The 22,428-nt window shown below is 54.0% G+C and carries 19 protein-coding genes; 11 read left to right on the top strand and 8 right to left on the bottom strand.

Annotated features, from left to right (window positions below; translation table 11 throughout):
- The first annotated feature begins 160 nt into the window (after positions 1 to 160).
- The 4 genes from HALTITAN_RS12900 to HALTITAN_RS12885 are packed head-to-tail and all read left to right on the top strand — an operon-like array spanning position 161 to position 5,386.
- Positions 161 to 658 (top strand): putative pterin-binding protein, encoded by a 498-nt coding sequence (locus HALTITAN_RS12900; protein ID WP_051052028.1) that lies wholly within the window; start codon positions 161 to 163, stop codon positions 656 to 658.
- Entirely contained in the window at positions 648 to 2,894 is a 2,247-nt protein-coding gene (locus HALTITAN_RS12895; protein ID WP_009287376.1) for a hybrid sensor histidine kinase/response regulator, read from the top strand. The genes HALTITAN_RS12900 and HALTITAN_RS12895 overlap by 11 nt, the downstream gene beginning before the upstream one ends.
- Entirely contained in the window at positions 2,875 to 4,041 is a 1,167-nt protein-coding gene (gene nosP / locus HALTITAN_RS12890) for a nitric oxide-sensing protein NosP (protein WP_039859390.1), read from the top strand. The genes HALTITAN_RS12895 and nosP overlap by 20 nt, the downstream gene beginning before the upstream one ends.
- Positions 4,010 to 5,386, top strand: coding sequence for a hybrid sensor histidine kinase/response regulator (locus tag HALTITAN_RS12885; protein ID WP_009287375.1), 1,377 nt, complete (start codon positions 4,010 to 4,012; stop codon positions 5,384 to 5,386). Before nosP ends, HALTITAN_RS12885 begins: the two co-directional genes overlap by 32 nt.
- Here the strand turns inward: HALTITAN_RS12885 and HALTITAN_RS12880 are convergent.
- Positions 5,383 to 6,060: a response regulator gene (locus HALTITAN_RS12880; protein ID WP_022522294.1), complete on the bottom strand. Its 678-nt coding sequence runs from the start codon at positions 6,058 to 6,060 to the stop codon at positions 5,383 to 5,385. The genes HALTITAN_RS12885 and HALTITAN_RS12880 overlap by 4 nt on opposite strands.
- Positions 6,061 to 6,176: 116 nt before the next feature.
- Here HALTITAN_RS12880 and exaC point away from each other — a divergent pair, with 116 nt between their 5' ends.
- Together exaC and adhP are read left to right on the top strand one after the other, a co-directional pair.
- Positions 6,177 to 7,697, top strand: a complete 1,521-nt coding sequence (gene exaC / locus HALTITAN_RS12875; protein WP_039859388.1) for an acetaldehyde dehydrogenase ExaC — start codon at positions 6,177 to 6,179, stop codon at positions 7,695 to 7,697.
- Between the two features lie 138 nt (positions 7,698 to 7,835).
- Entirely contained in the window at positions 7,836 to 8,864 is a 1,029-nt protein-coding gene (gene adhP, locus HALTITAN_RS12870) for an alcohol dehydrogenase AdhP (RefSeq protein WP_009287372.1), read from the top strand.
- A gap of 76 nt (positions 8,865 to 8,940) precedes the next feature.
- On the opposite strand, the gene dauA is transcribed toward adhP, so the two are convergent.
- From dauA to HALTITAN_RS12855, 3 genes are all read right to left on the bottom strand, one after another.
- Entirely contained in the window at positions 8,941 to 10,689 is a 1,749-nt protein-coding gene (dauA, locus tag HALTITAN_RS12865; RefSeq protein ID WP_009287371.1) for a C4-dicarboxylic acid transporter DauA, read from the bottom strand.
- Between the two features lie 151 nt (positions 10,690 to 10,840).
- Complete coding sequence (gene betT, locus HALTITAN_RS12860; RefSeq protein WP_009287370.1) at positions 10,841 to 12,889, bottom strand: choline BCCT transporter BetT; 2,049 nt, start codon at positions 12,887 to 12,889, stop codon at positions 10,841 to 10,843.
- A gap of 203 nt (positions 12,890 to 13,092) precedes the next feature.
- On the bottom strand, positions 13,093 to 13,527 hold the full coding sequence (locus tag HALTITAN_RS12855; RefSeq protein ID WP_039859387.1) for a hypothetical protein: 435 nt from the start codon (positions 13,525 to 13,527) through the stop codon (positions 13,093 to 13,095).
- A 149-nt stretch (positions 13,528 to 13,676) separates the two neighbouring features.
- Between HALTITAN_RS12855 and HALTITAN_RS12850 the strand changes: the two genes are divergently transcribed.
- Entirely contained in the window at positions 13,677 to 14,627 is a 951-nt protein-coding gene (locus HALTITAN_RS12850; RefSeq protein ID WP_009287369.1) for an alpha/beta hydrolase, read from the top strand.
- Positions 14,628 to 14,640: 13 nt separating this feature from the next.
- Here the strand turns inward: HALTITAN_RS12850 and HALTITAN_RS12845 are convergent, their stop codons facing one another.
- Positions 14,641 to 15,141: a hypothetical protein gene (locus tag HALTITAN_RS12845; protein ID WP_039859386.1), complete on the bottom strand. Its 501-nt coding sequence runs from the start codon at positions 15,139 to 15,141 to the stop codon at positions 14,641 to 14,643.
- 366 nt (positions 15,142 to 15,507) lie between these two features.
- Here HALTITAN_RS12845 and HALTITAN_RS12840 point away from each other — a divergent pair, with 366 nt between their 5' ends.
- The 4 genes from HALTITAN_RS12840 to HALTITAN_RS12825 all read left to right on the top strand — a co-directional run bounded on the left by HALTITAN_RS12840 (position 15,508) and on the right by HALTITAN_RS12825 (position 19,618).
- Positions 15,508 to 16,521 carry a Bug family tripartite tricarboxylate transporter substrate binding protein gene (locus tag HALTITAN_RS12840; protein ID WP_009287368.1) on the top strand — a complete coding sequence of 338 codons (1,014 nt, stop codon included), beginning with the start codon at positions 15,508 to 15,510 and terminating at the stop codon, positions 16,519 to 16,521.
- Between the two features lie 97 nt (positions 16,522 to 16,618).
- Complete coding sequence (locus HALTITAN_RS12835) at positions 16,619 to 17,068, top strand: tripartite tricarboxylate transporter TctB family protein (protein ID WP_022522304.1); 450 nt, start codon at positions 16,619 to 16,621, stop codon at positions 17,066 to 17,068.
- A gap of 9 nt (positions 17,069 to 17,077) precedes the next feature.
- Complete coding sequence (locus HALTITAN_RS12830) at positions 17,078 to 18,586, top strand: tripartite tricarboxylate transporter permease (protein ID WP_009287367.1); 1,509 nt, start codon at positions 17,078 to 17,080, stop codon at positions 18,584 to 18,586.
- A gap of 21 nt (positions 18,587 to 18,607) precedes the next feature.
- Positions 18,608 to 19,618 (top strand): AbrB family transcriptional regulator, encoded by a 1,011-nt coding sequence (locus HALTITAN_RS12825; RefSeq protein ID WP_039859385.1) that lies wholly within the window; start codon positions 18,608 to 18,610, stop codon positions 19,616 to 19,618.
- Here HALTITAN_RS12825 and HALTITAN_RS12820 read toward each other — a convergent pair.
- The 3 genes from HALTITAN_RS12820 to HALTITAN_RS12810 are packed head-to-tail and all read right to left on the bottom strand — an operon-like array spanning position 19,611 to position 22,379.
- A complete protein-coding gene (locus tag HALTITAN_RS12820; RefSeq protein ID WP_009287365.1) occupies positions 19,611 to 20,990 on the bottom strand; it encodes a sensor histidine kinase in 1,380 nt (459 codons plus the stop codon). The genes HALTITAN_RS12825 and HALTITAN_RS12820 overlap by 8 nt on opposite strands.
- Positions 20,983 to 21,669 carry a response regulator transcription factor gene (locus tag HALTITAN_RS12815; RefSeq protein WP_009287364.1) on the bottom strand — a complete coding sequence of 229 codons (687 nt, stop codon included), beginning with the start codon at positions 21,667 to 21,669 and terminating at the stop codon, positions 20,983 to 20,985. Before HALTITAN_RS12815 ends, HALTITAN_RS12820 begins: the two co-directional genes overlap by 8 nt.
- Before the next feature lie 14 nt (positions 21,670 to 21,683).
- The gene (locus tag HALTITAN_RS12810) at positions 21,684 to 22,379 is read right to left on the bottom strand and encodes a response regulator (RefSeq protein WP_009287363.1); all 696 of its coding nucleotides are present in this window, start codon (positions 22,377 to 22,379) and stop codon (positions 21,684 to 21,686) included.
- Positions 22,380 to 22,428 lie beyond the last annotated feature (49 nt).

Here is a 22,428-nt window from a genome sequence, read left to right as displayed (position 1 = left end):
GTGTGAACAGTAAATAACGTTTCAGTGACGAAAAAAACAGTATTTGCCCTGACCTGCTTAAGGAGATGGCGTAACCTTTACGCTGTCTTCTTTTATTGTTCCTGGGAGCTATAACCAGCGGGCAACCTTGCGTGAGGTGTTTACTGTGAAAGCGTGGTTAATGGGGTGGGCCGTGCTGATGTTCAGCGCTCCCCTGGTGGGGCTTGCTGATTCAGTCGATGAACTAGACGTGCCTAACGGGCCCGTTATTTTGACCGTCAGTGGTAACATAGACCTTACCAATGTGGGGAGTGAAGCGCAGTTTGACCGGGCCATGTTAGCGGCTTTACCACAGTATGAATTTGATACCAGCACGCCGTGGACAGAGGGCCGAAGCCACTATAGTGGCCCTTTAATGCGTGATCTTTTGGCGCTATTAAGCTCCGACAGTGATGCGGTTCACGTTTCCGCGCTGAACGGTTACGAAGCCGAAATACCGGTCAGTGATTTTATTGAGCACGATGTCATCTTAGCCATCGAAAAAAACGGTGAGGCGATTCCGATTCGCGAATATGGCCCTTTGTGGGTGCTCTACCCCTTTGATCAAGATGAAGTGCTGTTAAGCGAAAAAATCCGCTTTAGAGCGGTATGGCAGGTTATGCATATTAATGTTCTCTAGCGCTCCTAGTGCGCAGGCTTCCAACCTACTGCGTTATCCTCGCCGTTTTAAGCTCGTTGCCATTGTCGCGGTGTTACTGTTCGCTGCGGCGTTGGTCGTCGCTACCTTGGCCGCTTGGCGGCAGGAAAATCTAACCCAAAGCCTGAGGGAAGATACCGCCTGGGTTGTTTATAAGCTGGATCGTGATGCGGTACAGCTACTTAATCATTTATTGGCGGCAACCCGCGAGCCGATAACTCCGACGGCTCACGAGGAGCTAAATCTTCGCTTTGAGCTACTTTATAGCCGTATAACGCTGCTTAACGACGGCGAAGTCAGCAACTTGTTGCAGCAGATCGATACCGCCCGTGAGCTACTGGAAGAAATTCAGCAGCAGCTTGATGTGCTGGATATCATATTCGAACCCTACGGCGTGTTTGATCAACTGCCGATAGCAGCGCTGGAAGATGAGCTACAGGTACTAACGCAACTGACTGAACGCCTGGTTATTGCTATTAACGGCTATTTAGCCGAATCGGCGACGGAGGAGCGTGCCCAGCTCAGCCTGCTTTACAAGTTGCTGATGAGCCTGATTATTGGCATGAGCTTAGCGGCGTTTCTGGTGATTGCTTTTTTGGTGCGTGAAATGCGTGAGAGTGCGGCGATAAGGCGGAGCCAGGAGCAGCTTGGTCGGCAGCTGGAAGTCACCGCCAAACAGGCTCAGGCGGCGAATCAGGCAAAGTCAGACTTTTTAGCCATGGTCAGCCATGAAATTCGCACGCCGCTGAACGGTGTTATCGGCATGAGTGAGCTGCTGCGTGAATCCGCCAGCCCCGCTCAGGTAGAAGATTACGCTCATACGATCCACGACAGCGCCAACCAATTGCTGGCGATGATCAATGAAATTCTCGATTTCTCAAAAATCGAAGCAGGGCACTTAACCCTTGAAACATCGCCTACGGAACTCAAGCCGCTGGTCGATAGTGTTGTCGTGCTATTTGCGCCCCGAGCAAAAATGAAAGGGTTAACGCTATCGGTCAATGTCGATGCACTGGTGCCTGCCTGGGTGCTTGTCGATGCAGGTCGGCTGAGGCAAATTTTGCTTAACCTAATTGCCAATGCGATTAAATTCACTGATCACGGTGATGTCAGCGTACGAGTCTCTTCGACGGTGGAGCAGTTACTGTTTGAGGTCAGTGATACGGGCTGTGGTCTAAGCGAACAGCAACAGCAGCGTCTATTTGAGCCTTTTCAGCAGGCGGATGAGTCGGTGGCACGTCGATTTGGTGGTACCGGGTTAGGTCTGGCAATTTGCAAACGGTTAAGCGAAGCCATGCAGGGGCGATTAGGGGTAAAAAGCCAATTAGGCCAAGGTAGCACTTTCTGGTGTGAGTTGCCCTTGATCGCCGCTGACCCCGTATCCAGAACGCTGCCCCCATCCCCCAAACGGGACTTTACCGGCACAACACTGCTGCTGGTAGAGGATAATGCCGTTAATCGCAAAGTCGCGATGGGCTTGTTGGCGCGCTTAGGTTGCGATGTCGTCTGGGCCGAGAACGGCCATGATGCCTTGGCCATGGCCGAATCCCAACAAGTGCATTTGATCTTTATGGATATTCAACTGCCCGATATGGATGGCCTGGCAGTCACCCAGCGTTTGCGGGAACAGGGTGGCTGGCTGGCCAGTGTGCCGATTGTTGCCATGACGGCCGGGGGGGCTGAAGATGACCGTAAACGCTGCCTGGCGGCGGGCATGGATGATTACATCACTAAGCCACTGTCGCTTGCGGCGTTAAGTAACGTGTTGGCATTACAACTTTTTGCAACCCCAGACGCAACGCCTTTACAGGCATTAGCGGTCTCTCCTCCGTTAACCAAGCAGCAATCACTCCTTAACAGCGATACCCTTGGCATGCTGAAAACGACGCTAGGGGAGGCGAGCGTTACACAACTGATCATGCTATATCATCAGCAAGTAAGCGATTACTCCGCTCAGTTGGCTGCGTGTTTGGCCGCTACTCCCCTAACGTCAGAGCAGACACAGCAGGTTGAGCGGCTTGCCCACCAACTGCGCGGCGAGTCATTGAGTATGGGCGCCGACCAGCTTGCCGAATTGGCGAAGCAGCTTGAAAAATTAGCTGAAACGCAACATGCGACATCCAAGCAGCTTGATGATGCGTTCTGCGCGTTAAGACTTGCAGCGGCGCATACATATGCCGCACTAGAGAGGTGGTGCCGTGACCACTTATCAGGTTGAGCAGGGTATTCTTACTGCGGCCAGTCAGCAGGCTAATGCTTGCCAGGCAGCGGCGGAGTTAGCCGACGCTTTACAGCACGAACACTTGGGGTTCGTGCTGTTCTTCTGCAGCGCGGAGTATGATTTAGCTGCCCTAGCAGACGCGCTGGAAAGTAGTTTTCCCACCACGCCGCTAAGTGGCTGTACGACGGCTGGGGAAATAACCCCTGGAGGCTATGACCGCGGTTCCATCGTGGCGATTGGGTTTGATCGCCGACTGTTTGCCATTGAAACGGCGCTGATCGACGACCTGGAGCATTTTGAACTAGCCAACGCTCAACCGCTGGTCGATACGCTGTTGGAGCAGTGCCGCCAACAAACCATCGCGCCGATTAACGAACACAGCTTTGCGCTGACGCTATTGGATGGCTTATCCAGCCGTGAAGAGCAGGTGCTCGCTACCTTAGATGCCGCCCTAGGCCGTATCCCCAGTTTTGGCGGCTCGGCGGGTGACGACAATCACCTTAGCCATACCCATGTGTATACCGCTGGGCGCTTTTATACCCGTGCAGCAGTGGTGGTGATGATCAACACTCGGCTGCCTTTTGAAGTATTTTCAACCCACCACTTAATACCATTGGCCCACAAACTCGTAGTGACCGAGGCTGACCGCGAACAGCGGCGGGTGATAGAACTCAACGGGTTGCCTGCCGCCCAGGTATATGCCGAACTGGTATGTAGTGCGCCTGCGCAGCTCAACGCTGGCATTTTTGCCCGTCATCCATTAGCCGTACGCATCGGCGGCCAGCACTACGTGCGCTCTATTCAGCGTGTTAATAGCGACAGTAGTTTGAGCTTTTACTGCGCGGTGGAAAACGGCATTGTACTGACCGCCATGCAGCCCACGCCGCTACTGGATAATCTCAGCGTGATGCTTGCTGGAGTAGGTGCCCGCCTAGGCGCGCCGAGCATGATTATTGGCTGCGACTGTTTTCTACGCAGGATGGAGCTCGAGGCGTTACAACAGTTGGATCAGGCATCGCAGTTGCTGCGCCAGGCAGGCGTAGTGGGGTTCAATACGTACGGTGAACAGCATCATGGTATGCATGTGAATCAAACGTTTACGGGGGTGGCGTTTGGATCTCTTCCAACTAACCACAAACACTGACGCGGCGGATGTCGCGGCGCTGCGGGAAGAGAACCGTCGCTTGCGTAAAGTGTGCCAAGCGCTGATGGAGCGGGTGGAAACGGGAAGCGGTGCCGACCCCGCGCCCTATGCCGCGTTTGAACGCTCAGTGTTACTTGCCGAACAGGTGCGTGAGCGCACTGATGCGCTGCACCGCACCTTAGACGAACTGAGCCAGGTCAATACGCGCCTACTGGCCGCGAAAGCCGAAGCCGAAGCCGCTAACCTCTCCAAAACGAAATTTCTGGCGGCGGTCAGTCACGATTTGCTTCAGCCACTCAATGCCGCCCGGCTGTTTGCCAGTGCGTTAGAAACCCACTCGCTTCCTGATACCTCACAAGCTCTGGTCGGCCATATTGGCCGTTCGCTGAAAGATGTTGAAGGCTTGATAGGAACGCTAGTGGATATCTCGCGTTTGGACGCAGGCGTACTCCACGCCGATAAAGCGCCCTTCGCGGTGAGCACGCTGCTAGATGCGCTGGCAGAGGAGTATCGCCAAGTGGCCGGGGTGCGGGGGCTGACACTGCACTACGTGCCTTCCAGTGCGGTGGTCGAGTCGGATCTAGCGTTGCTGGCGCGAGTGATCCGCAACTTCTTAAGCAACGCGGTGCGCTATACCGAGCAGGGGCGCGTGCTACTGGGCTGTCGGCGGAGACGAGATGGCCTGGAAATTATGGTGGGCGATACCGGCCCCGGGATCCCTGAGCAGCAGCGGGAAGCGATCTTTCTGGAGTTTCGCCGCGCTAATCAGCCCAATAGCTCCCACAGCCGCGGTTTGGGGTTGGGTCTAGCCATCGTTGACCGGATCAGCGCCATGCTGGGACAACCGATCTCGCTCGCCTCTAGCCCTGGCGCGGGTGCGCTATTTTCGATCACCGTACCCTACGCGACGGCCGCGCCGCCTGCAGTGGCGAGCACTCATTATACGCCGCTGCCTGACGTTGCAGAGGATCCGCTAAGCGGCTGTGTCATTTGGGTGATTGATGATGACCTGGCGATTATAGAAGGTATGCAGGCGCTGCTAGGCAGTTGGGGGTGCCGAGTGCGCGCCGCTGCCACGGTGAGTGCGTTAGAGGCCGTCAGCGACGGTGAGCGACCGGCAGTGTTGCTGGTGGATTACCATTTGGGCGATCACCGCGAAACCGGCATTGAGTTAGCCGCGCGACTGCAGCGCCGTTATCCAGGCTTGGCAGCGGTGGTGATTACTGCCAATCACGAGGCGGAGATTAAGCGCGCAACCCGCGAAGCGGGCATGTACTGCCTGCTCAAACCGTTAAAGCCCCTGCGGCTGCGCATGCTGCTAGCCACACTGCTCAATAAAGCCTAACGCGTGCGGTTGGCCCGGTGAAAGCTTAGATCTTCCTCGCCTGCGATAACAATGGCGTGAACCCGGCTCGTGGCATTCAGCTTGCGCAGAATCGCCGAGACATGGGTTTTGACGGTCGTTTCGGCAATCAACAACTCCCGGGCAATATGCTTGTTCGACATGCCTGTCGTCATGCACGCCAACACCTCTAACTGCTTATCGGTTAAACGCGCCAACCGCTCGCTGGTCGATGAAGCATTTGCAATGGGTGGCACCGCAGAAGTGCGCGGTGCTGGGCGACGCATGATATCGGGCGGCAGGTAGAGCTGGCCTTCAAGAATCTGCGTTAACGCCGCCAGCAGCGCTTCCCGGGGTGTGGATTTGGGAATATAGCCCACCGCGCCGAGGGTAATGGCATCGAGTACCAGCTGGCGCTCTTGATGTGCAGAAACAATCGCCACCGGCAACCAGGGAAATGCCTCCCGCAGTGCTGTCAGCCCCTCTAAGCCTTCCGCATCCGGAAGGCTTAAATCCAGCAGCAATAGATCTAACTCTGTTTGCGCTTCAATCAGCGTTATTGCATCAGCAAGGCTCTCTGCTTCCAATAGCAGGCTGCCTGCCAAGCCCCCGCTAATCACGGTTTGTAGCGCGTCTCGGAACAGCGGATGGTCATCCGCCACCAACAGGGAATACATGGCATCTCCTACCAAGGGATGAGGGCTAATCCTGCCATCGGGCTATATCGCCATTTGCTTTAGTGAACAACACTGTCAATGCACCTTTAATAATCATAATACTCAGGAGCAATACAATGATCTACGCCAACCCTGGTGATACCGGTTCTGTGGTGTCATTTGAAAAACGCTATGGCAACTATATCGGCGGCGAATTTGTTGCCCCGGTGAAAGGCCAATACTTCGATAATATTAGCCCCGTCAATGGCCATGTCTTCTGCGAAATCCCCCGCTCAACGGCAGAGGATATCGATAAAGCGCTGGATGCGGCCCACAAAGCGGCACCTGCCTGGGGGAAAACATCCGCCCAAGAGCGCAGTAATATCCTGCTGAAAATCGCCGATCGTATTGAGCAAAACCTTGAAGCCCTCGCGGTGGCTGAAACCTGGGATAACGGTAAAGCCGTACGCGAAACTCTCAATGCGGATATACCGCTGGCCGTTGACCACTTCCGCTACTTTGCGGGCTGTTTACGCTCCCAAGAGGGCACCGCGGCAGATATTGACGCCAATACTGTCTCCTACCATTTTCACGAGCCGCTGGGCGTGGTGGGGCAGATTATTCCCTGGAACTTCCCAATCCTTATGGCTGCCTGGAAGCTGGCACCTGCACTGGCGGCGGGTAACTGCGTGGTCTTGAAGCCTGCAGAGCAAACGCCTGCCTCGATTCTGAAGGTGATGGAAGTGATCGGTGATCTGCTGCCGCCTGGCGTGCTCAATATCGTCAACGGCTTTGGCGCTGAGGCAGGGCAGGCGTTGGCAAGCAGCAAGCGCATTGCCAAGATCGCCTTTACCGGCTCTACCCCTGTTGGCTCGCATATCTTGAAATGCGCGGCGGAAAACATCATTCCCTCTACCGTGGAGCTAGGCGGCAAATCCCCCAACATCTACTTTGCCGACATCATGAACGCCGAACCGACCTTTATTGATAAAGCAGTCGAAGGCTTGGTGCTGGCGTTCTTTAACCAGGGTGAAGTGTGTACTTGCCCGTCACGTGCGCTGATCCAAGAGAGCATGTACGAGGAGTTCATGGCCAAGGTCATCGAGCGTACCAAAACCATCAAACGCGGCAATCCACTGGATACCGACGTGCAGGTGGGGGCTCAGGCCTCTCAAGAGCAGTTCGATAAAATCATGTCCTATATGGATATCGCCCGAGATGAAGGCGCGGAATTCCTCACCGGCGGTAATAAAGAGACCATGGACGACAGCATCAACGATGGTTACTACATCCAGCCCACGCTGCTGAAGGGTAACAATCAGATGCGCGTCTTCCAGGAAGAAATCTTTGGCCCGGTGGTGGCAGTCACTACCTTCAAGGATGAAGAAGAAGCGTTGGCGATTGCCAACGACACCGAGTTTGGTTTGGGCGCAGGCGTGTGGAGCCGCGATATCAACGTCGCCTTCCGCATGGGCCGAGGCATTCAAGCCGGACGTGTATGGACCAACTGCTACCACCAGTATCCCGCCCATGCGGCCTTCGGTGGCTATAAAAAATCCGGCGTTGGCCGTGAAACTCACAAGGTGGCGCTTGAGCACTACCAGCAAACCAAAAACCTGCTGGTCAGCTACGACATCAATCCGCTGGGCTTCTTCTAACCCGCCACGTTTTTCTATGTATAGCTAACCCACACCGTCCGGCATCAGCCGGGCGGTAATTGTCAGTCCCCTGACGCTGACTCTACTGATAAGAGCAGTGCTTAAACTGCCGTATCGAAAACTATTAGGAGTTGCATCATGGATAGCACAATGCGCGCGGCGGTCGTTCGTGAGTTTGGCCAGCCGTTGGTCATAGAAGAAGTTGATGTACCTCGCCCCAAGCAGGGCGAAGTGTTGATGAAAGTGGCGGCCTCTGGGGTTTGCCATACCGATTTACACGCCGCCCACGGCGATTGGCCGGTGAAACCCTCGCCACCGTTTATTCCCGGCCATGAAGGCGTTGGGCATATCGTGGCGGTGGGTGCAGGTGTCACCCATGTCAAAGAGGGTGATCGTATTGGTGTGCCCTGGCTCTACTCGGCCTGCGGCTACTGCGAGCACTGTTTAGGCGGTTGGGAGACGCTGTGCGAGTCCCAGCAGAATACCGGCTACAGCGTTAACGGCGGGTTCGCGGACTACACCTTAGCGGATGCAGGCTATGTAGGGCGCTTGCCGGATGCCGTTGATTTTATCGAAATAGCCCCGGTGCTGTGTGCCGGTGTAACGGTTTATAAAGGCTTGAAAATGACCGATACCCGCCCCGGTCAGTGGGTGGTGATTTCGGGGATAGGTGGGCTTGGCCATATGGCGGTGCAGTACGCCAAAGCGATGGGGCTGAACGTGGCGGCTGTCGATATCGATGACGGTAAGCTAGCCCTGGCTGAGCGTTTAGGCGCCACGGTAACCGTTAACGCCATGAAAACCGACCCAGCGGCGTACCTGAAGAAAACCATTGGTGGTGCTCACGGGGCCTTGGTGACAGCGGTGTCGCCGAAGGCGTTTGATCAAGCGCAGAATATGCTACGCCGCGGCGGAACACTGGTGCTCAATGGCCTACCACCCGGCGACTTCCCGCTGCCAATCTTTAGCACAGTGCTCAATGGCATTACCATACGTGGCTCTATCGTTGGTACGCGCAGCGATCTGCAGGAAGCGCTGGATTTCGCTGCCGAAGGCAAGGTTAAGGCCACGGTCGCAACCGATACGCTGGACAATATCAACGATGTCTTCCAGCGCATGATCGACGGCAAAATCGAGGGTCGTATCGTGTTGGATATGGCGAGCTGACATCGTTCTAGTGTCGTATCTCAGGGGGAGGCAACTCCCCTTTTTAATTTCGGCAGTGTCACTGCTCAGGCACGATTTAATCCCCGCCGTTCCCCTGTTGGCCCAACCAACGGCGCGCCATTCGCTCTGCGTGGGCAAGGTTACTGACAACCGCTAACTTACCTGCTTCGCGCTTAATGCCCGCGCGTTTGAGTTTCAGCGCCATGCGCGGTGACAACCCTACAAATATTACCCCCACCCCATGCTCGCCCAGCTCGCGTCGCAGCGTATCCAGCGCCACCATGGCGGTGGTATCCAGGCTGGGTACATCGCGCATATCCAGAACGACGATTTTTACGCTGTGGTCAATCACTCTGAGTGTGGCAATGGCCTTTTCTGCTGCGCCAAAAAACAGCGGTCCGCTTATCTTATAAAGGGCTACTTCCGGCGGGAAGTGTTCGCTGGTGTTGGGCGCCGCCAAGCGTTGGGTATGAGTCAGCTGTGCCATTCGGCGAATAAACAGCGCGGCGGCTAGGCCAATACCCACGGCCACGGCAACCACCATGTCGAAAACAACCGTGAGTACGAAACAGATCACCAACACCCAAACATCGCTGGCGGGGGCGCTTTTCAGCGTATGCATAAAGTGGTGCGCCTCGCTCATGTTCCAGGCAATGATGAAGAGCAGGGCAGCCAGAGCGGCCATGGGTACATATCCCAGTACTCCCGCGAGCACGACCACGGCAAGTAGCACTACGACTGAGTGCACCACCGCAGCGATAGGTGAAAAGGCACCGCTTTTGATATTGGTCGCGGTGCGGGCAAGGGCCGCCGTGGCGGTAATGCCGCCGAACAAGGGCACCACCATATTGCCCAGCCCCTGGCCAATTAGCTCGGCATTAGGATCATGGCGGGTGCGAGTTAAGCCATCTGCTACCACGGCACACAGTAGCGACTCAATGGCCGCCAGCAGTGCAATCGCCAGTGCCGGGCCAAGCAGAGCCTGAATCAGCGCAAAGTCGATCTCAAGCGGCGTGCCATCGGCACCAGGGAAATGCCACGGTGCGATAAAGCCAGGCGCGAAGGGAGGAATGCCACTGCCGCTTTCGCCCTGATACTCCCAGCTAAAGCGCGAGGCGATAGTATCGACCTCGACACCACCCACCAGCAGCAGGGCGGCAACCAGGGTGCCCACCGCCAAGCCAACCAGCGGGGCAGGAACTGGCGTATTCAGGCGGGGCCAGATTAACAGCGTTGCCAAGGTCACAAGCCCGACGCTGATTTCAGCCAGTGACAGAGTGGGCAGTGCTCGACCAATCAGCATGAGGTTACGCAGAGTACTATCGCCGAGCTCAACCCCGGCCAAACCGAGAAAATCGGGCAGTTGCAGCAGCGCAATGACGACGCCAATGCCCGCTGTGAAGCCAAGAATGACCGGGTAGGGGACGTACTGAATCAGACTGCCCAGCCGCGACAGCCCCAGCGCGACCAAAATGGCGCCTGCCATAAAGGTAGCAATCAGCAGCCCGCCCAAACCATGATTGGCCACAATGGGGAATAGGATCACCACAAAGGCGGCGGTAGGGCCAGAGATATTAAACCGCGAACCGCCGGTCAAGGCGATCACCGCGCCTGCCACGATGGCAGTGTATAGCCCGTGCTGAGGTGGCACGCCAGTAGCGATGGCCAGCGCCATGGAGAGCGGTACCGCCACCACACCAATCGTCAGACCCGCCATTACATCCCGCTTGAATTTGGCCAGCGTATACCCTTCACGCCAGGCGTTTACTAACGCGCGGCCAGGCATCGGGAAAACGTATCCCGAAGATTGATGGACACGGGACATAGAGTCAGCCTCCTAAAAATAGGGAAAACAAGCCATTACGCTACGCCTGCGGTGAAATTTGCACAACAAGTCGTTAGTCGCGGAGTCGTTCGCGCACAAAAAATCCCAGCCGCTTGGCTGGGATTTTTTTAGGCTAAGCGCAGATGCTTACTTATATCTGCGAGTCTTCAGGCGGTTCGCCGATGGTGCCAGGCATTGCCTGAACATGACCCATCTGCTCACCGGCCAAGGTGAGGAAGTGTAAGTGGCGCTCATACTCAGCCACCAAATCACCAATCACCTGACCACGGGTATAACCGTTAAGGTCTTTATCTTGTCCACCTTCCGCCAGGTAGACATCCAGACGTACATAGAAGTCATCATCGGCAGGGATGAAGCTTGGTGTGCGCATACGGTGCGGACACACTTGGTAGACAAAGCTGGTGGCGTCACCGAAGTCGACCTGGAGCGTCAGGTTCGGTAGCGACTCGCCCTCGACATGCTCTTCGGTCACATTGGCGGTTTGACCACGGCTTTCAAGCTCCTGAGCAAACTGGGTCATCGCTGGGCGAATGGAGTGCTCGATCGTCGCAGCGGCACCCGCACGATTAGAGGTATCCAGGGCGCGATCCAGGCGCTCTCGCCAGTCACCACCGGGGGCACCACCAGCAATCATGCGGCGTGCATCGGCTTTGCTACCTTCAAGTTTCAGCGCTTTATACATGCCCACCATTACCGCGAAAATCACCACTGAGAAGGGCAGTGCGGTTATAACGACGGCACTCTGTAGTGCGTTCAAGCCTCCGGCCATCAGCAGAGCTATGGTGATCAACCCTATCGTCGCAGACCAGAAAATACGCAGTTTCACCGGCGCATCGTGGTTCACGTCGCTCAAAATAGAGGTGAAGTTGGCCAGTACCAGTGCACCGGAGTCCGCTGAGGTAATAAAGAACACGATACCCAGCACGGTGACAACCGCCGCAGTTAGGCCGACATAGGGGTAGTACTCAAGCAGCGTGTAGAGCGTTGTTTGTGGGGTGTTAAGAGCCTGTTCACCCAGTTCGACAACGCCCTGGTTGGCCACCAGCTCAATGCCGCTGTTACCAAATACCGACATCCACACCATCATAAAGGCCAGCGGAATAAACAAGGCGCCTGCGACAAATTCACGAATGGTGCGGCCGCGGGAGATACGTGCCAGGAACAGACCCACAAACGGTGTCCAGGCAATCCACCAGCCCCAGAAGAAGATCGTCCACCACATCTTCCACTCTTGGGCGCCTTCATCGGCAAAGGCGTAGGTGTCAAAGCTTGCAGCGACAAAACCGGATAGATAATCACCGGCGTTATTGACCACCTTATCCAGCAGTACCAGGGTGTCGCCTGAAAAGAGCACAAACAGCATCAGCGCCAATGCCAGCAGCATATTGAACTCAGAGAGGCGGCGAATGCCTTTCTCAACGCCGGTCACCACAGAAATCGTCGCCAGTACGACCACCAAGACAATCAAAATCACCTGCACGGTGAGCGTTTCCGGTACGCCGAACATATAGGTGAGGCCGTAGTTGAGCTGCATCACCCCGATACCCAGGCTGGTAGCAATGCCGAACACGGTAGAAATAACCGCGGTAATGTCCACTGCGTTGCCAATGGGGCCGTGGATACGCTTCCCTAGAATTGGGTAGAGCGCACTGCGGATCGCTAGCGGCAGGCGATGGCGGTAGCTAAAGTAGGCCAGCGCCATACCCATCAACACGTACAGCCCCCAGCCGGAGAGCCCCCAGTGCAGATAGGTTTGAACGACGGCGTTACGCATTGCGGCCTGGCTCTCCGGGGTTAAATCCGGCGGTGCCAAATAATGGGCCACTGGCTCGGCAACGCTGAAAAACAGCAGGTCGATACCGATACCCGCGGCAAACAGCATGGCTGACCAGGAGAGTAGCGAAAACTCGGGTCGTGAGTGATCGGGCCCTAGGCGAATACTGCCAAAGCGTGACATGCCAATAGCAACCACAAAGACCAGGTAGGCAACAATCGCCAGCATGTAGTACCAGCCAAAGGTTTTGCTGACCCAGGCAAGCCCGGCATCAAAAAAAGCACCGGCTTGCTCGGTGAACAGCATGGTGAGTACTAAAAAGATAACGATACCCGCCACACTGCCGTGGAAAACCACGGGATTGAGGCGGTCGCGGGAGGGGAGGATGGGGTTGTCTTTCGCCATGCAGGCGGACTCCTGTTGTTGAAAGATGAATTTTTATTTTGAATGAACGTTCAAATAAAATACGCGATTAAGTGTCCCCCTTCAAGTTAACCTTCCTATTTGGGTTGAATTAGCGTGGAGTTATCAGCGTGCTGATGAAAGCGCAGACACAAAAACGCCCGGAAAACCGGGCGTTGGATCAAGGTTTGAGGCTTGGCCTGCGTTTATTCGCTGTCGGCGTTTTCGTCACTATTACCATCGTGATGGCCACGTTTGCCGTGCTTGCCACGATACTCTTCATGGGCTTCTTGCATGGCGTTGCGCAGTGCTTGCTGCTCTTCTTCTGTGAGAATTTCAGCTACCCGTTCGTGATGCTCTTCACGCAGTGCCTGCATGGCTTCGCGATGTTCAGCGTGTGCTTCGTTAAGCTCTGCCTGTTTCTCTGCTGAGATATCTGCACGCTCGTACACTTCCTGGCGACGCTCCTCCATGCGCTCCTCCATGCGCTCTTCCATGCGTTCGCGATCAGGGCCTTGCCCTTCATGGTCACCGTGGCTATTTGCTTGAGCGGTAAACGCTAATGGAACAATGGCGATAGCCAGCAGGGCGGGGGCGAACAGTTGGCGAATTGACATTTTCCTAGCACTTGAAACGTTCATAAGTACTCTCCTGATGAGTTGACGATGACAGTATCGCTAGGCGACGTGCAAACCGTTTGCAGATAGTGTGCAACAATCATGATCTTATTGGCTTGTTGCAGGTCGTAGTCGCTAGGTGAGGGGTCACCTACTTTTCAAGGAGAAGCATCATGTCGCGAACCGAGCAACTTCGCGTATGGCAGCAGCGTTGCGCGTTTACCTCTCTCCGCCGCGTGACTGGCCTGGGGGCCATTGCCTTAATGCTGAGTGCTTGTAGCGCTGCCCAACACGTTAGCCAGGGTGAGCCTGCGATTGAGAGCAATGCGCTGCGCGAACCTCAGCCTTTTACGCGCTTGTCACCTGCCACTTATACGCCCGAAGAGTGGCCCCAGGCGTTAACAGCTGATGTTTATCTACCCGACGACTCGCTCGGTGGGTTGCGACCTGCTGCCTTAGTTGTGCATGGAGGCGGCTGGCGTAATCGCACACCGGAAGATATGCAGGGCATCGCTGAGCGCTTAGCAGGGCAAGGCTATGTGGCGGTTAATATTGAGCACCGCTTTGCGCCGGAGTATCGCTTCCCCAGCCAACTGTACGACTTGCAACAGGCGATGGCCTGGATTCACGCCAATGCCGATAGGTGGCAGGTGGATACGAGCCGTATTGTCGGGGTGGGGTTTTCATCGGGGGCGCATTTAGTGAGTTTGCTGGCAGTGGCGGGAGTAGAGGGGCCGCTGGCTGAACCTTACGGCGGTGAGCAGAGCCGTTTGGCTGCAGTATTGGCAGGAGGACTACCTAGTGATTTGCTTAAGTTTGACGATGGACGCTTAGTCGTCGACTTTATCGGCGGTACCCGCGCTGAAGAAAACGAAGCGTATCGCCTAGCCTCTCCCGCACGGCAAATTACTCCGCAGACGCCGCCATTTTTTCTGTTCCACGGCAAGTGGGATCAACTGGTGCCGGTGGATCACGCCACGGACTTCTATCAAGCCCTGCAGGACAATAACATCGAGAGCGAGCTGTATCTGCAGCGCTGGCGCGGCCACTTCGCCAGCTTTCTATTCCGTGGCGGCGCCATTGATGCAGGCATTGCGTTTCTTAATCGGCAGGTCAATCCTTAACGGTTATACGTCATCAAGACATGGCCAATGACATCATTTCGATAACAGCGCCATCATCAAGATCCATCTGAGTGACGAGTTTGCTTAGTTGGCTCATAGCCTCTTGAAGCGAATTATTGAGGCTACTGATTTCCTGTTGCAGGGCGTCGAGTTTTGCTTGGCGTTGTTCATCGTTTAGGGACTTGTCGCGCATAACCTCTTCAAGTTCCTGCTGTTTCTCCTTTAACTTTTCTCTATATTCAACAATTCGCTTTAGTAGTTCTTTAATCTCCTGCGGGAGATCGCTTTCATCGATTTTGGTGTTCTTCGCTTCCTGTGTGTTACCAGCCTTTTCTGAAGCTGAGGCGATGCCTCTAGCCACGGGCGAAAGATCCAAATGAATGCTGGTGTTGGCTTCTTCCTGGGCGGCGTTAGAAGTGACCGGTGTAGTTGTTACCTTCTCGGCATTTAACGGCTCACTACGTAAAGGATGTGCGTCTAAAGAAGCACTCCCGGTAGGTAAAGAGATGGTCATGGCAATCTCTCGTTAGTGTTAAGGGCTATTTTAAGCAGGCGCGACCGCGGCTACACAGGCTTGCTTAGAGAAATAGGTTCAAAGCAGGCTAATAGTGTTATCGACAGCCCGAGACAATACTTTAGCTTACGCTAAGGAACACCCAGGTGACCTGGAAGTCAGTGCAATAGGGATAGCCATCATTGCTGCATGACCATTGATGCAGGCATCACGTTTCTTAATCGGCAGGTAGTTAGCAGGGGTTAGACTTTAGTTGCGTTCTTACTTTATGCAAGGTTGGTGACAGTTTCGTGGGGTAGCGTCTTAAGCACACAAGGTAAGATCTGTGTCGAAAACCAAACAAACCTATAAAAAGAGAGCCACGCTATGCTTAACACTTCCAGTGCTTCCTTATCGTTTAATATCAAATCGATATTGGTAGGGGCAACGGCCGCCATTGCCTCTTTATCAATGGCGCTTCCTGCTGTAGCTGACGACTTTCCCTCTCGACCACTCAATATGGTGGTAGGTTTTGGCACCGGCGGAAGTGCGGATCGTATGACCCGCATGATGTCAGGGCCTATTTCCGAAGAGCTAGGTGTGCCGGTACAAGTAACTAATCGCCCCGGTGCGGGCACTCAGGTTGCTTCTAATTACGTCCTTAACGTGCCTGATGATGGTTATACCGTCTATGCCTCGACGTTTGCTCCTTACTTAACCAACTCGATCCTGACTGGTGATGCAGAGTTTAGTGTCGACGACTTTTCTTATATCAACTTCCAGTGGTTTGATTTGGATCTAATCGCTGCAAATAAAGACAGCGGTTATGAAGACCTGCCAAGCCTGCTTGAAGCGATCCGCGAAGAAGAGGGTCAAGTACGCGGTGCGGTGGTTCAAGGTTCTGCTGGTCACTTAATGGTGCGCTTGCTGCTTGATGAGGCAGGTATTCCCCAAGATAACCTCAACTTGGTGACCTATAATAGCGGCGGTGAAGCCCGTTCAGCGGTAGCGGGTGGGCAGGTGGATTTCGTCTCTATTAGTGCCCAGGGCAGTGAGGGGATCCGTGAGTTTTTAACCCCATTGGCGATCGTAAGTGATGAACGCATTGAGCAGTGGGATGCACTTCCGATCAATGAAGCGCTGGCGCCGATGAATCTTGAGGTGCCCGTTCTTCAGGGCTCAATGCGCGGCTTTGCAGTGACCAGTGAAATGGAGCGCCAGCATCCTGAGCGTTTTGAGAAGATCTCCTCGGCTATTCAAAGTGCGCTTGCCCGCAAGGATGTTCAAGAGCAGCTTGAGCGCAACGAAATGGGCGGCGTTTGGGTAGGCCCAGAGCGCTCCAACGAGCTGATGCGCGAAAACTATCAGGTGTTTGAAAAGTACGCTCACTTGCTTAACTAGTTTTCACGACCAGGTTTTTCCGAACAGCTTTTCCGAACTAATCCTTCCATGATAGCTGGCCCCTCACATTAATGAGGGGCCAGTATGGGGTTTTACCATGTCTGAATGTAAACGTGACTATGGGGACTTTATCGTTCTCATGGGTCTGGCTGGCTTTACACTATGGTATTTATTAGACGCCATTCGCGTATCCGCCACACCGCAAAACCTGCTGCTTATATTGCCACTTGCCGTTATCGTGTTAGCGATTATTGCACTCGAGTTGATCCTGCGTATTAAACACGGCTCGCTGTTTCGCTCCTCTGAAGAAGAACCGCTGCATAAAACATTACCTGTTGTGGGTCTCTTCGCCGTCTATGTGCTGTCGCTTGAAGCGATAGGCTTTGATATTGCCACCGTAGCGTTTCTGGCGCTTTTCCTGATCCTTAAGGGGGAGCGCAATTGGTTGTTGGTAGGTGGCTATAGCGTCGCTTTTGGGCTGAGTGTCGCGTTCTTTTTCTCGCAGATGCTGCCGTACCCTATGACACTGCTGCTGCTTCCAAGCTGAGGAGATACCATGATTGATTTTGGCGCAGTAGGGCAGAGTTTTGATCTGCTTTTTTCTAATTTTGGCCCTTGGTTGGTGGTAGTGCCGGGTATCGTGCTGGGGCTTATTTTTGGCGCAACGCCAGGCCTGCAGATATCAATGGCTATGGCCATTTTCCTGCCAATGACCATGTACATGGACTTTATTCAAGCCATGTTGTTCCTTACCGCTATTTTTACTGGCGGCTCATTTGGTGCCGGTATCCCAGCCATTCTGATGAATATTCCGGGAACCTCTTCGGCAATCGCTACCGCGTTTGATGGTTACCCCATGGCGCGAAAGGGGCAGCATAACCAGGCGTTAGGCGTCGCGTTAGCCTCCTCGGTGATTGGCGCGCTGATGGGCTACGTGGTGCTGTTCTTTATGATACAGCCGCTTTCCTACATGGTGCTGAGATTGGGGCCAGCAGAGATGTTTGTAGTGATTCTCTGGGGGATGACGCTGATTGCGAGCTTAAAAGGCGAACAGGTGCTTAAAGGCTTGATTGCAGGGTTTGTTGGCCTGTTAGTCGGGACGATTGGGTTTAGCGAAATCGGCTTGGCACGCGGTACGATGGGGCAGACTTACCTGTTGGACGGCGTGCCTGTTATCCCTGCCATGATGGGTATGTTTGCGGCCTCTGAGCTATTTAAGCTGGCCAACAAGGGCTTCATCGTTGAATCCGCCGATGCTCGTAAGGTCAAGGTGAGTGAGATCTTCGAAGGCTGCAGAATGGCGATGCGTTACCCTGTTGTGATGATTCGGGGTGGTTTGATCGGGGTGTTGGTCGGGGCGGTTCCTGGTGTGGGCTCATCCGTGTCTAACCTGCTCTCTTACATAGAAACTAAGCGCCGTGATCGGGATCCCGATTCATTTGGGAAAGGCAATCCGAAAGGGGTCGTGGCATCTGAGGCGGCTAACAGCAGCTCCGAAGGGGGCTCGATGGCAACACTGCTGGCACTAGGAATTCCCGGCGGTGGCGCTACAGCAGTAATGTTAGCGGCTTTTGCTATGCATAACATCACTGGCGGCCCGCAGTTTATTCGCCAGCAAACGGATGTGGTTTACGCGATTATCTTCGCTAACTTTGCCCAGGTGTTTCTACTGGTGATCATCGGCTTACTGTTTATTCCTCTCTTGGCCAATATCGTCAAAGTGCCCATGCGCTACTTGATTCCTTCTGTGTTGGTGCTGGCGGTAATGGGATCCTTCGGGCTAACCGGCAATATGACTGGGCCCGCTACGGTGCTGGTGTTTGCGGTGATCGGTTGGATATTTCGCCACTACGGCTACTCCGTACCCGCTGCCGTGATCGGCATGCTATTAGGATCGTTGGCTGAAAAATCACTACTTCACTCCTATCAAATCAGTGGTGGCGACATTACGTACGTTTTTGAGCGCCCAGTAACGCTGGCTATTTTTGCCTTACTGCTGATCTCACTATTTAGCCAGCCTGTAATGAAGCGGCTTAAAGCGCGTCAAGAGGCTGCTCAGCTATGATTCTTGAATTCAGAATTTGAAATGTTGAAAAGAACTGTCATTACCGTTGGCTTGGGTTTTATGGGTGGCTGGTTTGCCACCCTTTTTTCATTGCCCTTGGCTTGGATGCTTGGGTCTCTGTTTATGGTGATGGGCTTATCACTGATGGGGGTGAAAACAGGTGTCGATAAGCGCGTACACCGCACTGCCATAGCACTGCTAGGGCTATTTATCGGGAGTCGAATCCAAGCAGATGAGCTCGTAGGATTGGTTTTGTGGTACCCCAGTGTGCTGGCAATGCTGGTTTATATGGGACTAATGTTGATCGGCGGGTTCTGGATTTTTAACCGAGCAAGAGTAGGGCGGATGAATGCTATTTTTTGCTCGTACCCAGGGAGTATGAATTCAGCGCTGGTGCTGGCTGAACGTGCAAATGGAGATTTACGTTGGATCGCCATCTCTCACTCACTACGCTTAGTCACCGTGGTCTCGGGTGCGGCTTTCGTGGCGAGTTTTTTTGTTGATGATGTGGCGCTTGCCAGTTCGCCATCAGCGCTAGCCTTAGTCGATATTTTGCCTCTGTTATTGGCACCACTGTGTTGGTGGTTAGCGCGCTTGTTAAGAATTCCTCTGCCTGAGTTTTTAGGGCCCATGGCCGCAGGGGCCATTATTGCTAATCTTGGATTTGATTACTCCCTGCCGACCGGGGTAGTGCTTGCAGCATTTCTGGTGCTGGGGGCTTCTGTAGGCTCGCGTTTTTCAGGAACTCAGTGGTCGCAGGTAGTCAGCATGGGGCGCTATGGGATTACATTTGCCCTATTTGCGTTGGTGGTAGCGGCGCTAATGGCATGGTTGGTTTCAAGTTTTACTCAACTAGCCTTCGTTGCCGTCCTGCTTGCGTTAATTCCTGGTGGAGTAGGAGAAATGGCGGTGATCGCCATGGTGATGGGTATCGACCCAGTCTATGTTGTTTCTCACCACATACTGCGCCTACTGCTATTGATCTTTATGACCCCGCTAATGCTGCGGATAGTCAATCAGCCGCTTAAATAGCGGGGAAAGTCACCGTGACCTCAAAGCCGCCCTGGGGCCGATTCGTTAACGCCAGTCGGGCAGAGTGCGTCGTTGCAATTTGTTCCACAATGGCCAGCCCTAATCCGCTTCCAGGCGTATGTTTGTTGTGGCGGAAAAAGCGCTCCGTCAATTTGGAAAGCTGCGCTTCCTCCACGCCGGTACCCTCATCGCTAACCGTTAACGTTACTTGGCGCGTGTCAGCCGTTAGTGCAACGGTTATAACGCCTCTATAGGCCATGCTGCCACCCGCATGCACGCTGGCATTTTCGATGAGATTGGTCACCAACCAGCGCAGCATAATGGGGTCGCCCAAAATGTTAGGTATTGCTTTATGTTGATCAAAGGCGAGTTCTTGGCTTTGTTTATAAATATTAGGGGCAGTCTGGGCACAGGCATCATGGCAAATGGCGATTAAATCGACACTTTCGAGATGAGACGTATCGACTAATTCGCTGCGTGTCTTGGCGTATTTAAGCAGTTGCTTAACGGTATGACTGGCATGTTCAGCGATGCGTTGAATCTCTCGCAGGCTAGTATGAGCGGGTGATTGCGAGGGGTCTTTAAGCGACATTTCCGTTAAAGCGCGAATCTCTGAGACCGGTGTTCTAAGCTGATGCGAGACATCAGCATTGAGCTGCTGAGTGCTTTCAATACTGCGCCGCATACGCTGCATTAAATGATTAATACTCTGGATTAGCGGCAGGATCTCTTTTGGGGCTGCATCATCCAATGCATGCAAGTCATTCGGTGAACGTTGTCGCAAGGCTTGGCTAACCGCGTTAAGAGGTGCTAACCCAAGGTGAATGGCTAAAAGTGCAATTGAAATTGCTAGTAATCCTGTAACGACCATTAATCCTGTGAGCGTTATCATGAAGTCGTTGGTAAGGGTGTGGCGGGCTTCCTTTGATTCGGCGACGACGACTTCAATGTCTACCGGTTCGCCTCCGCGCCGGAACGGAAGGGTGAGCGCAACAGCTCTTAAAGCATTGCCCGCATAATCTACATCATAAAAAATTGGCTCATGCGACGTTTGGGGTGGATCTGTCAAACCGCTAAAGCCTGCGATTATGTCTCCGTCATTTTCTTTAATGCGATAGAAAATTTTTCCTTCACCTCTGCTGCCAAGTGTACTGATGCTGAAATAGTGCATATTGATGCGTAGCTCACCATCCGCTGTGTAAATTCGACGCTCCAGTCTCTGAGCTGCATTAAGTAGCAGGTCATCAAAGGTGGCATTAATTTGGCGAGACAGCAGCAGGTGACTAGAGATCAATGCCAAGATCGCGAGGGCGGTGAAAGGCAGTCCAATCCATAAAAGCAGCCGACTGCGGATCGATTGGCGTTTATTCATAATCAGGGGCTTTCACTTCTTTAGATTCCAGGTAATAGCCCAGGCCGCGTACCGTTTTTAAGCCGAAATCGTAGCCAATTTTTTTACGAATCCGGGAGATGTAAGTTTCCACCGCAGCGTAGCTGACCGACTCATCTGAGGTAGATAGTCGGTCGATAATTTGATCCTTATTAACGAGGCGATTTTGGTTTATCAGCAGGTACTCCATGACTTCTAACTCGCGGCGATGCAACAGCAAGGGTTTGCCGTCAAGCCGAAGCTCCATGGCATCGGGTAAAAACTCTAAGCGCCCACACTGCAGCGTTTCTCCGCCAAAGTGCTTGGCACGCCGCACTAACGCCCGGGCACGTGCAGTCACTTCTTCCAGCGAAAAAGGCTTGCATAGATAGTCGTCTGCGCCCACTTCAAGACCATGTATGCGCTGATCCAGGCTGTCGCGAGCCGAAATAATCAAGACAGGAATCGTATCCTGCTGATGGCGTAATGTGCGTAGTAGGGAGATGCCATCCAATTCAGGCAGGCCAAGATCCAACACCAACAGGTCGTATCCGCCCTGTTCAAGCATATGGAGTGCTTTTCTGCCATCGTCGGCGACATCAATGCTAAAGGCAGCCTCGCTAAGTGTGGCTGCAATAGAGTTGGCTAAATTAACGTTGTCTTCTACTACAAGCGCCTTCATAAGCAGTCCTGTTGTTATCCCTCCGGCTGGTACTTATACCCTACGCCATAGACAGAACGGATGATCTCCAGCTCCGGAAGCGCTTCGTGGATCTTCTTGCGCAGCTTTTTGATGTGGCTGTCTACGGTGCGCTCCGAGACGATGCGGTTGTCGCGATACATGTGATCCATCAGCTGTTCGCGGCTGAAGATACGTCCTGGCGCCTGCATCATCACCCGCAGCAGTTGAAACTCCACCGCCGTTAGGCCTAAATCCTGCCCGTGGGCGAGCGCTTGCCAGCCGTCTTCGTTTAATACCACGGGGGCGTTTTGCACCTTGGTTGGGGCATCGGCGACTGCTTGGCTGCGGCGCAGCACCGCCTTCACCCGGGCGACTACTTCCCGGGGGCTGAATGGCTTGCAGATGTAGTCATCGGCACCCAGCTCTAGCCCCAGCAAGCGATCCACCTCTTCTACCTTGGCGGTGACCATAATGATCGCAATGGTCGGCCACTTTTGACGAATTTCCCGGCTTAGGGTGAGGCCATCTTTGCCTGGTAGCATGATATCGAGCAGCACCAAAGCGGGGGAGTGTTGCTCCAGCCACGGCATTACCTCATCGCCATGGCCTAAGGTCGTCACCTCAAAACCATGAGTGGTTAAGTAGTCCGTCATTAGGCGGGCAATCTTCGGTTCATCCTCAACAATCAGTAAAGAGGCAGCATCAGACATAGCGGTAGACTCGCTTAACAGTGAACGTAAAAGCAGGGCGTAACGGTTC

Source organism: Vreelandella titanicae BH1 (assembly GCF_000336575.1).
Taxonomy (GTDB): Bacteria; Pseudomonadota; Gammaproteobacteria; order Pseudomonadales; family Halomonadaceae; genus Vreelandella; species Vreelandella titanicae.
This window is presented reverse-complemented; position numbering and strand designations above follow the sequence as displayed.

What these genes read in the sequence shown, in the direction of transcription:
- HALTITAN_RS12900 (WP_051052028.1), top strand. Translation starts at nt 161, where the DNA reads ATGGGGTGGGCCGTGCTGATGTTCAGCGCTCCCCTGGTGGGGCTTGCT.
- HALTITAN_RS12895 (WP_009287376.1), top strand. Translation starts at nt 648, where the DNA reads ATGTTCTCTAGCGCTCCTAGTGCGCAGGCTTCCAACCTACTGCGTTAT.
- HALTITAN_RS12880 (WP_022522294.1), bottom strand. Translation starts at nt 6,060, where the DNA reads ATGTATTCCCTGTTGGTGGCGGATGACCATCCGCTGTTCCGAGACGCG.
- exaC (WP_039859388.1), top strand. Translation starts at nt 6,177, where the DNA reads ATGATCTACGCCAACCCTGGTGATACCGGTTCTGTGGTGTCATTTGAA.
- adhP (WP_009287372.1), top strand. Translation starts at nt 7,836, where the DNA reads ATGGATAGCACAATGCGCGCGGCGGTCGTTCGTGAGTTTGGCCAGCCG.
- dauA (WP_009287371.1), bottom strand. Translation starts at nt 10,689, where the DNA reads ATGTCCCGTGTCCATCAATCTTCGGGATACGTTTTCCCGATGCCTGGC.
- betT (WP_009287370.1), bottom strand. Translation starts at nt 12,889, where the DNA reads ATGGCGAAAGACAACCCCATCCTCCCCTCCCGCGACCGCCTCAATCCC.
- HALTITAN_RS12855 (WP_039859387.1), bottom strand. Translation starts at nt 13,527, where the DNA reads ATGAACGTTTCAAGTGCTAGGAAAATGTCAATTCGCCAACTGTTCGCC.
- HALTITAN_RS12850 (WP_009287369.1), top strand. Translation starts at nt 13,677, where the DNA reads ATGTCGCGAACCGAGCAACTTCGCGTATGGCAGCAGCGTTGCGCGTTT.
- HALTITAN_RS12845 (WP_039859386.1), bottom strand. Translation starts at nt 15,141, where the DNA reads ATGACCATCTCTTTACCTACCGGGAGTGCTTCTTTAGACGCACATCCT.
- HALTITAN_RS12840 (WP_009287368.1), top strand. Translation starts at nt 15,508, where the DNA reads ATGCTTAACACTTCCAGTGCTTCCTTATCGTTTAATATCAAATCGATA.
- HALTITAN_RS12835 (WP_022522304.1), top strand. Translation starts at nt 16,619, where the DNA reads ATGTCTGAATGTAAACGTGACTATGGGGACTTTATCGTTCTCATGGGT.
- HALTITAN_RS12830 (WP_009287367.1), top strand. Translation starts at nt 17,078, where the DNA reads ATGATTGATTTTGGCGCAGTAGGGCAGAGTTTTGATCTGCTTTTTTCT.
- HALTITAN_RS12825 (WP_039859385.1), top strand. Translation starts at nt 18,608, where the DNA reads ATGTTGAAAAGAACTGTCATTACCGTTGGCTTGGGTTTTATGGGTGGC.
- HALTITAN_RS12820 (WP_009287365.1), bottom strand. Translation starts at nt 20,990, where the DNA reads ATGAATAAACGCCAATCGATCCGCAGTCGGCTGCTTTTATGGATTGGA.
- HALTITAN_RS12815 (WP_009287364.1), bottom strand. Translation starts at nt 21,669, where the DNA reads ATGAAGGCGCTTGTAGTAGAAGACAACGTTAATTTAGCCAACTCTATT.
- HALTITAN_RS12810 (WP_009287363.1), bottom strand. Translation starts at nt 22,379, where the DNA reads ATGTCTGATGCTGCCTCTTTACTGATTGTTGAGGATGAACCGAAGATT.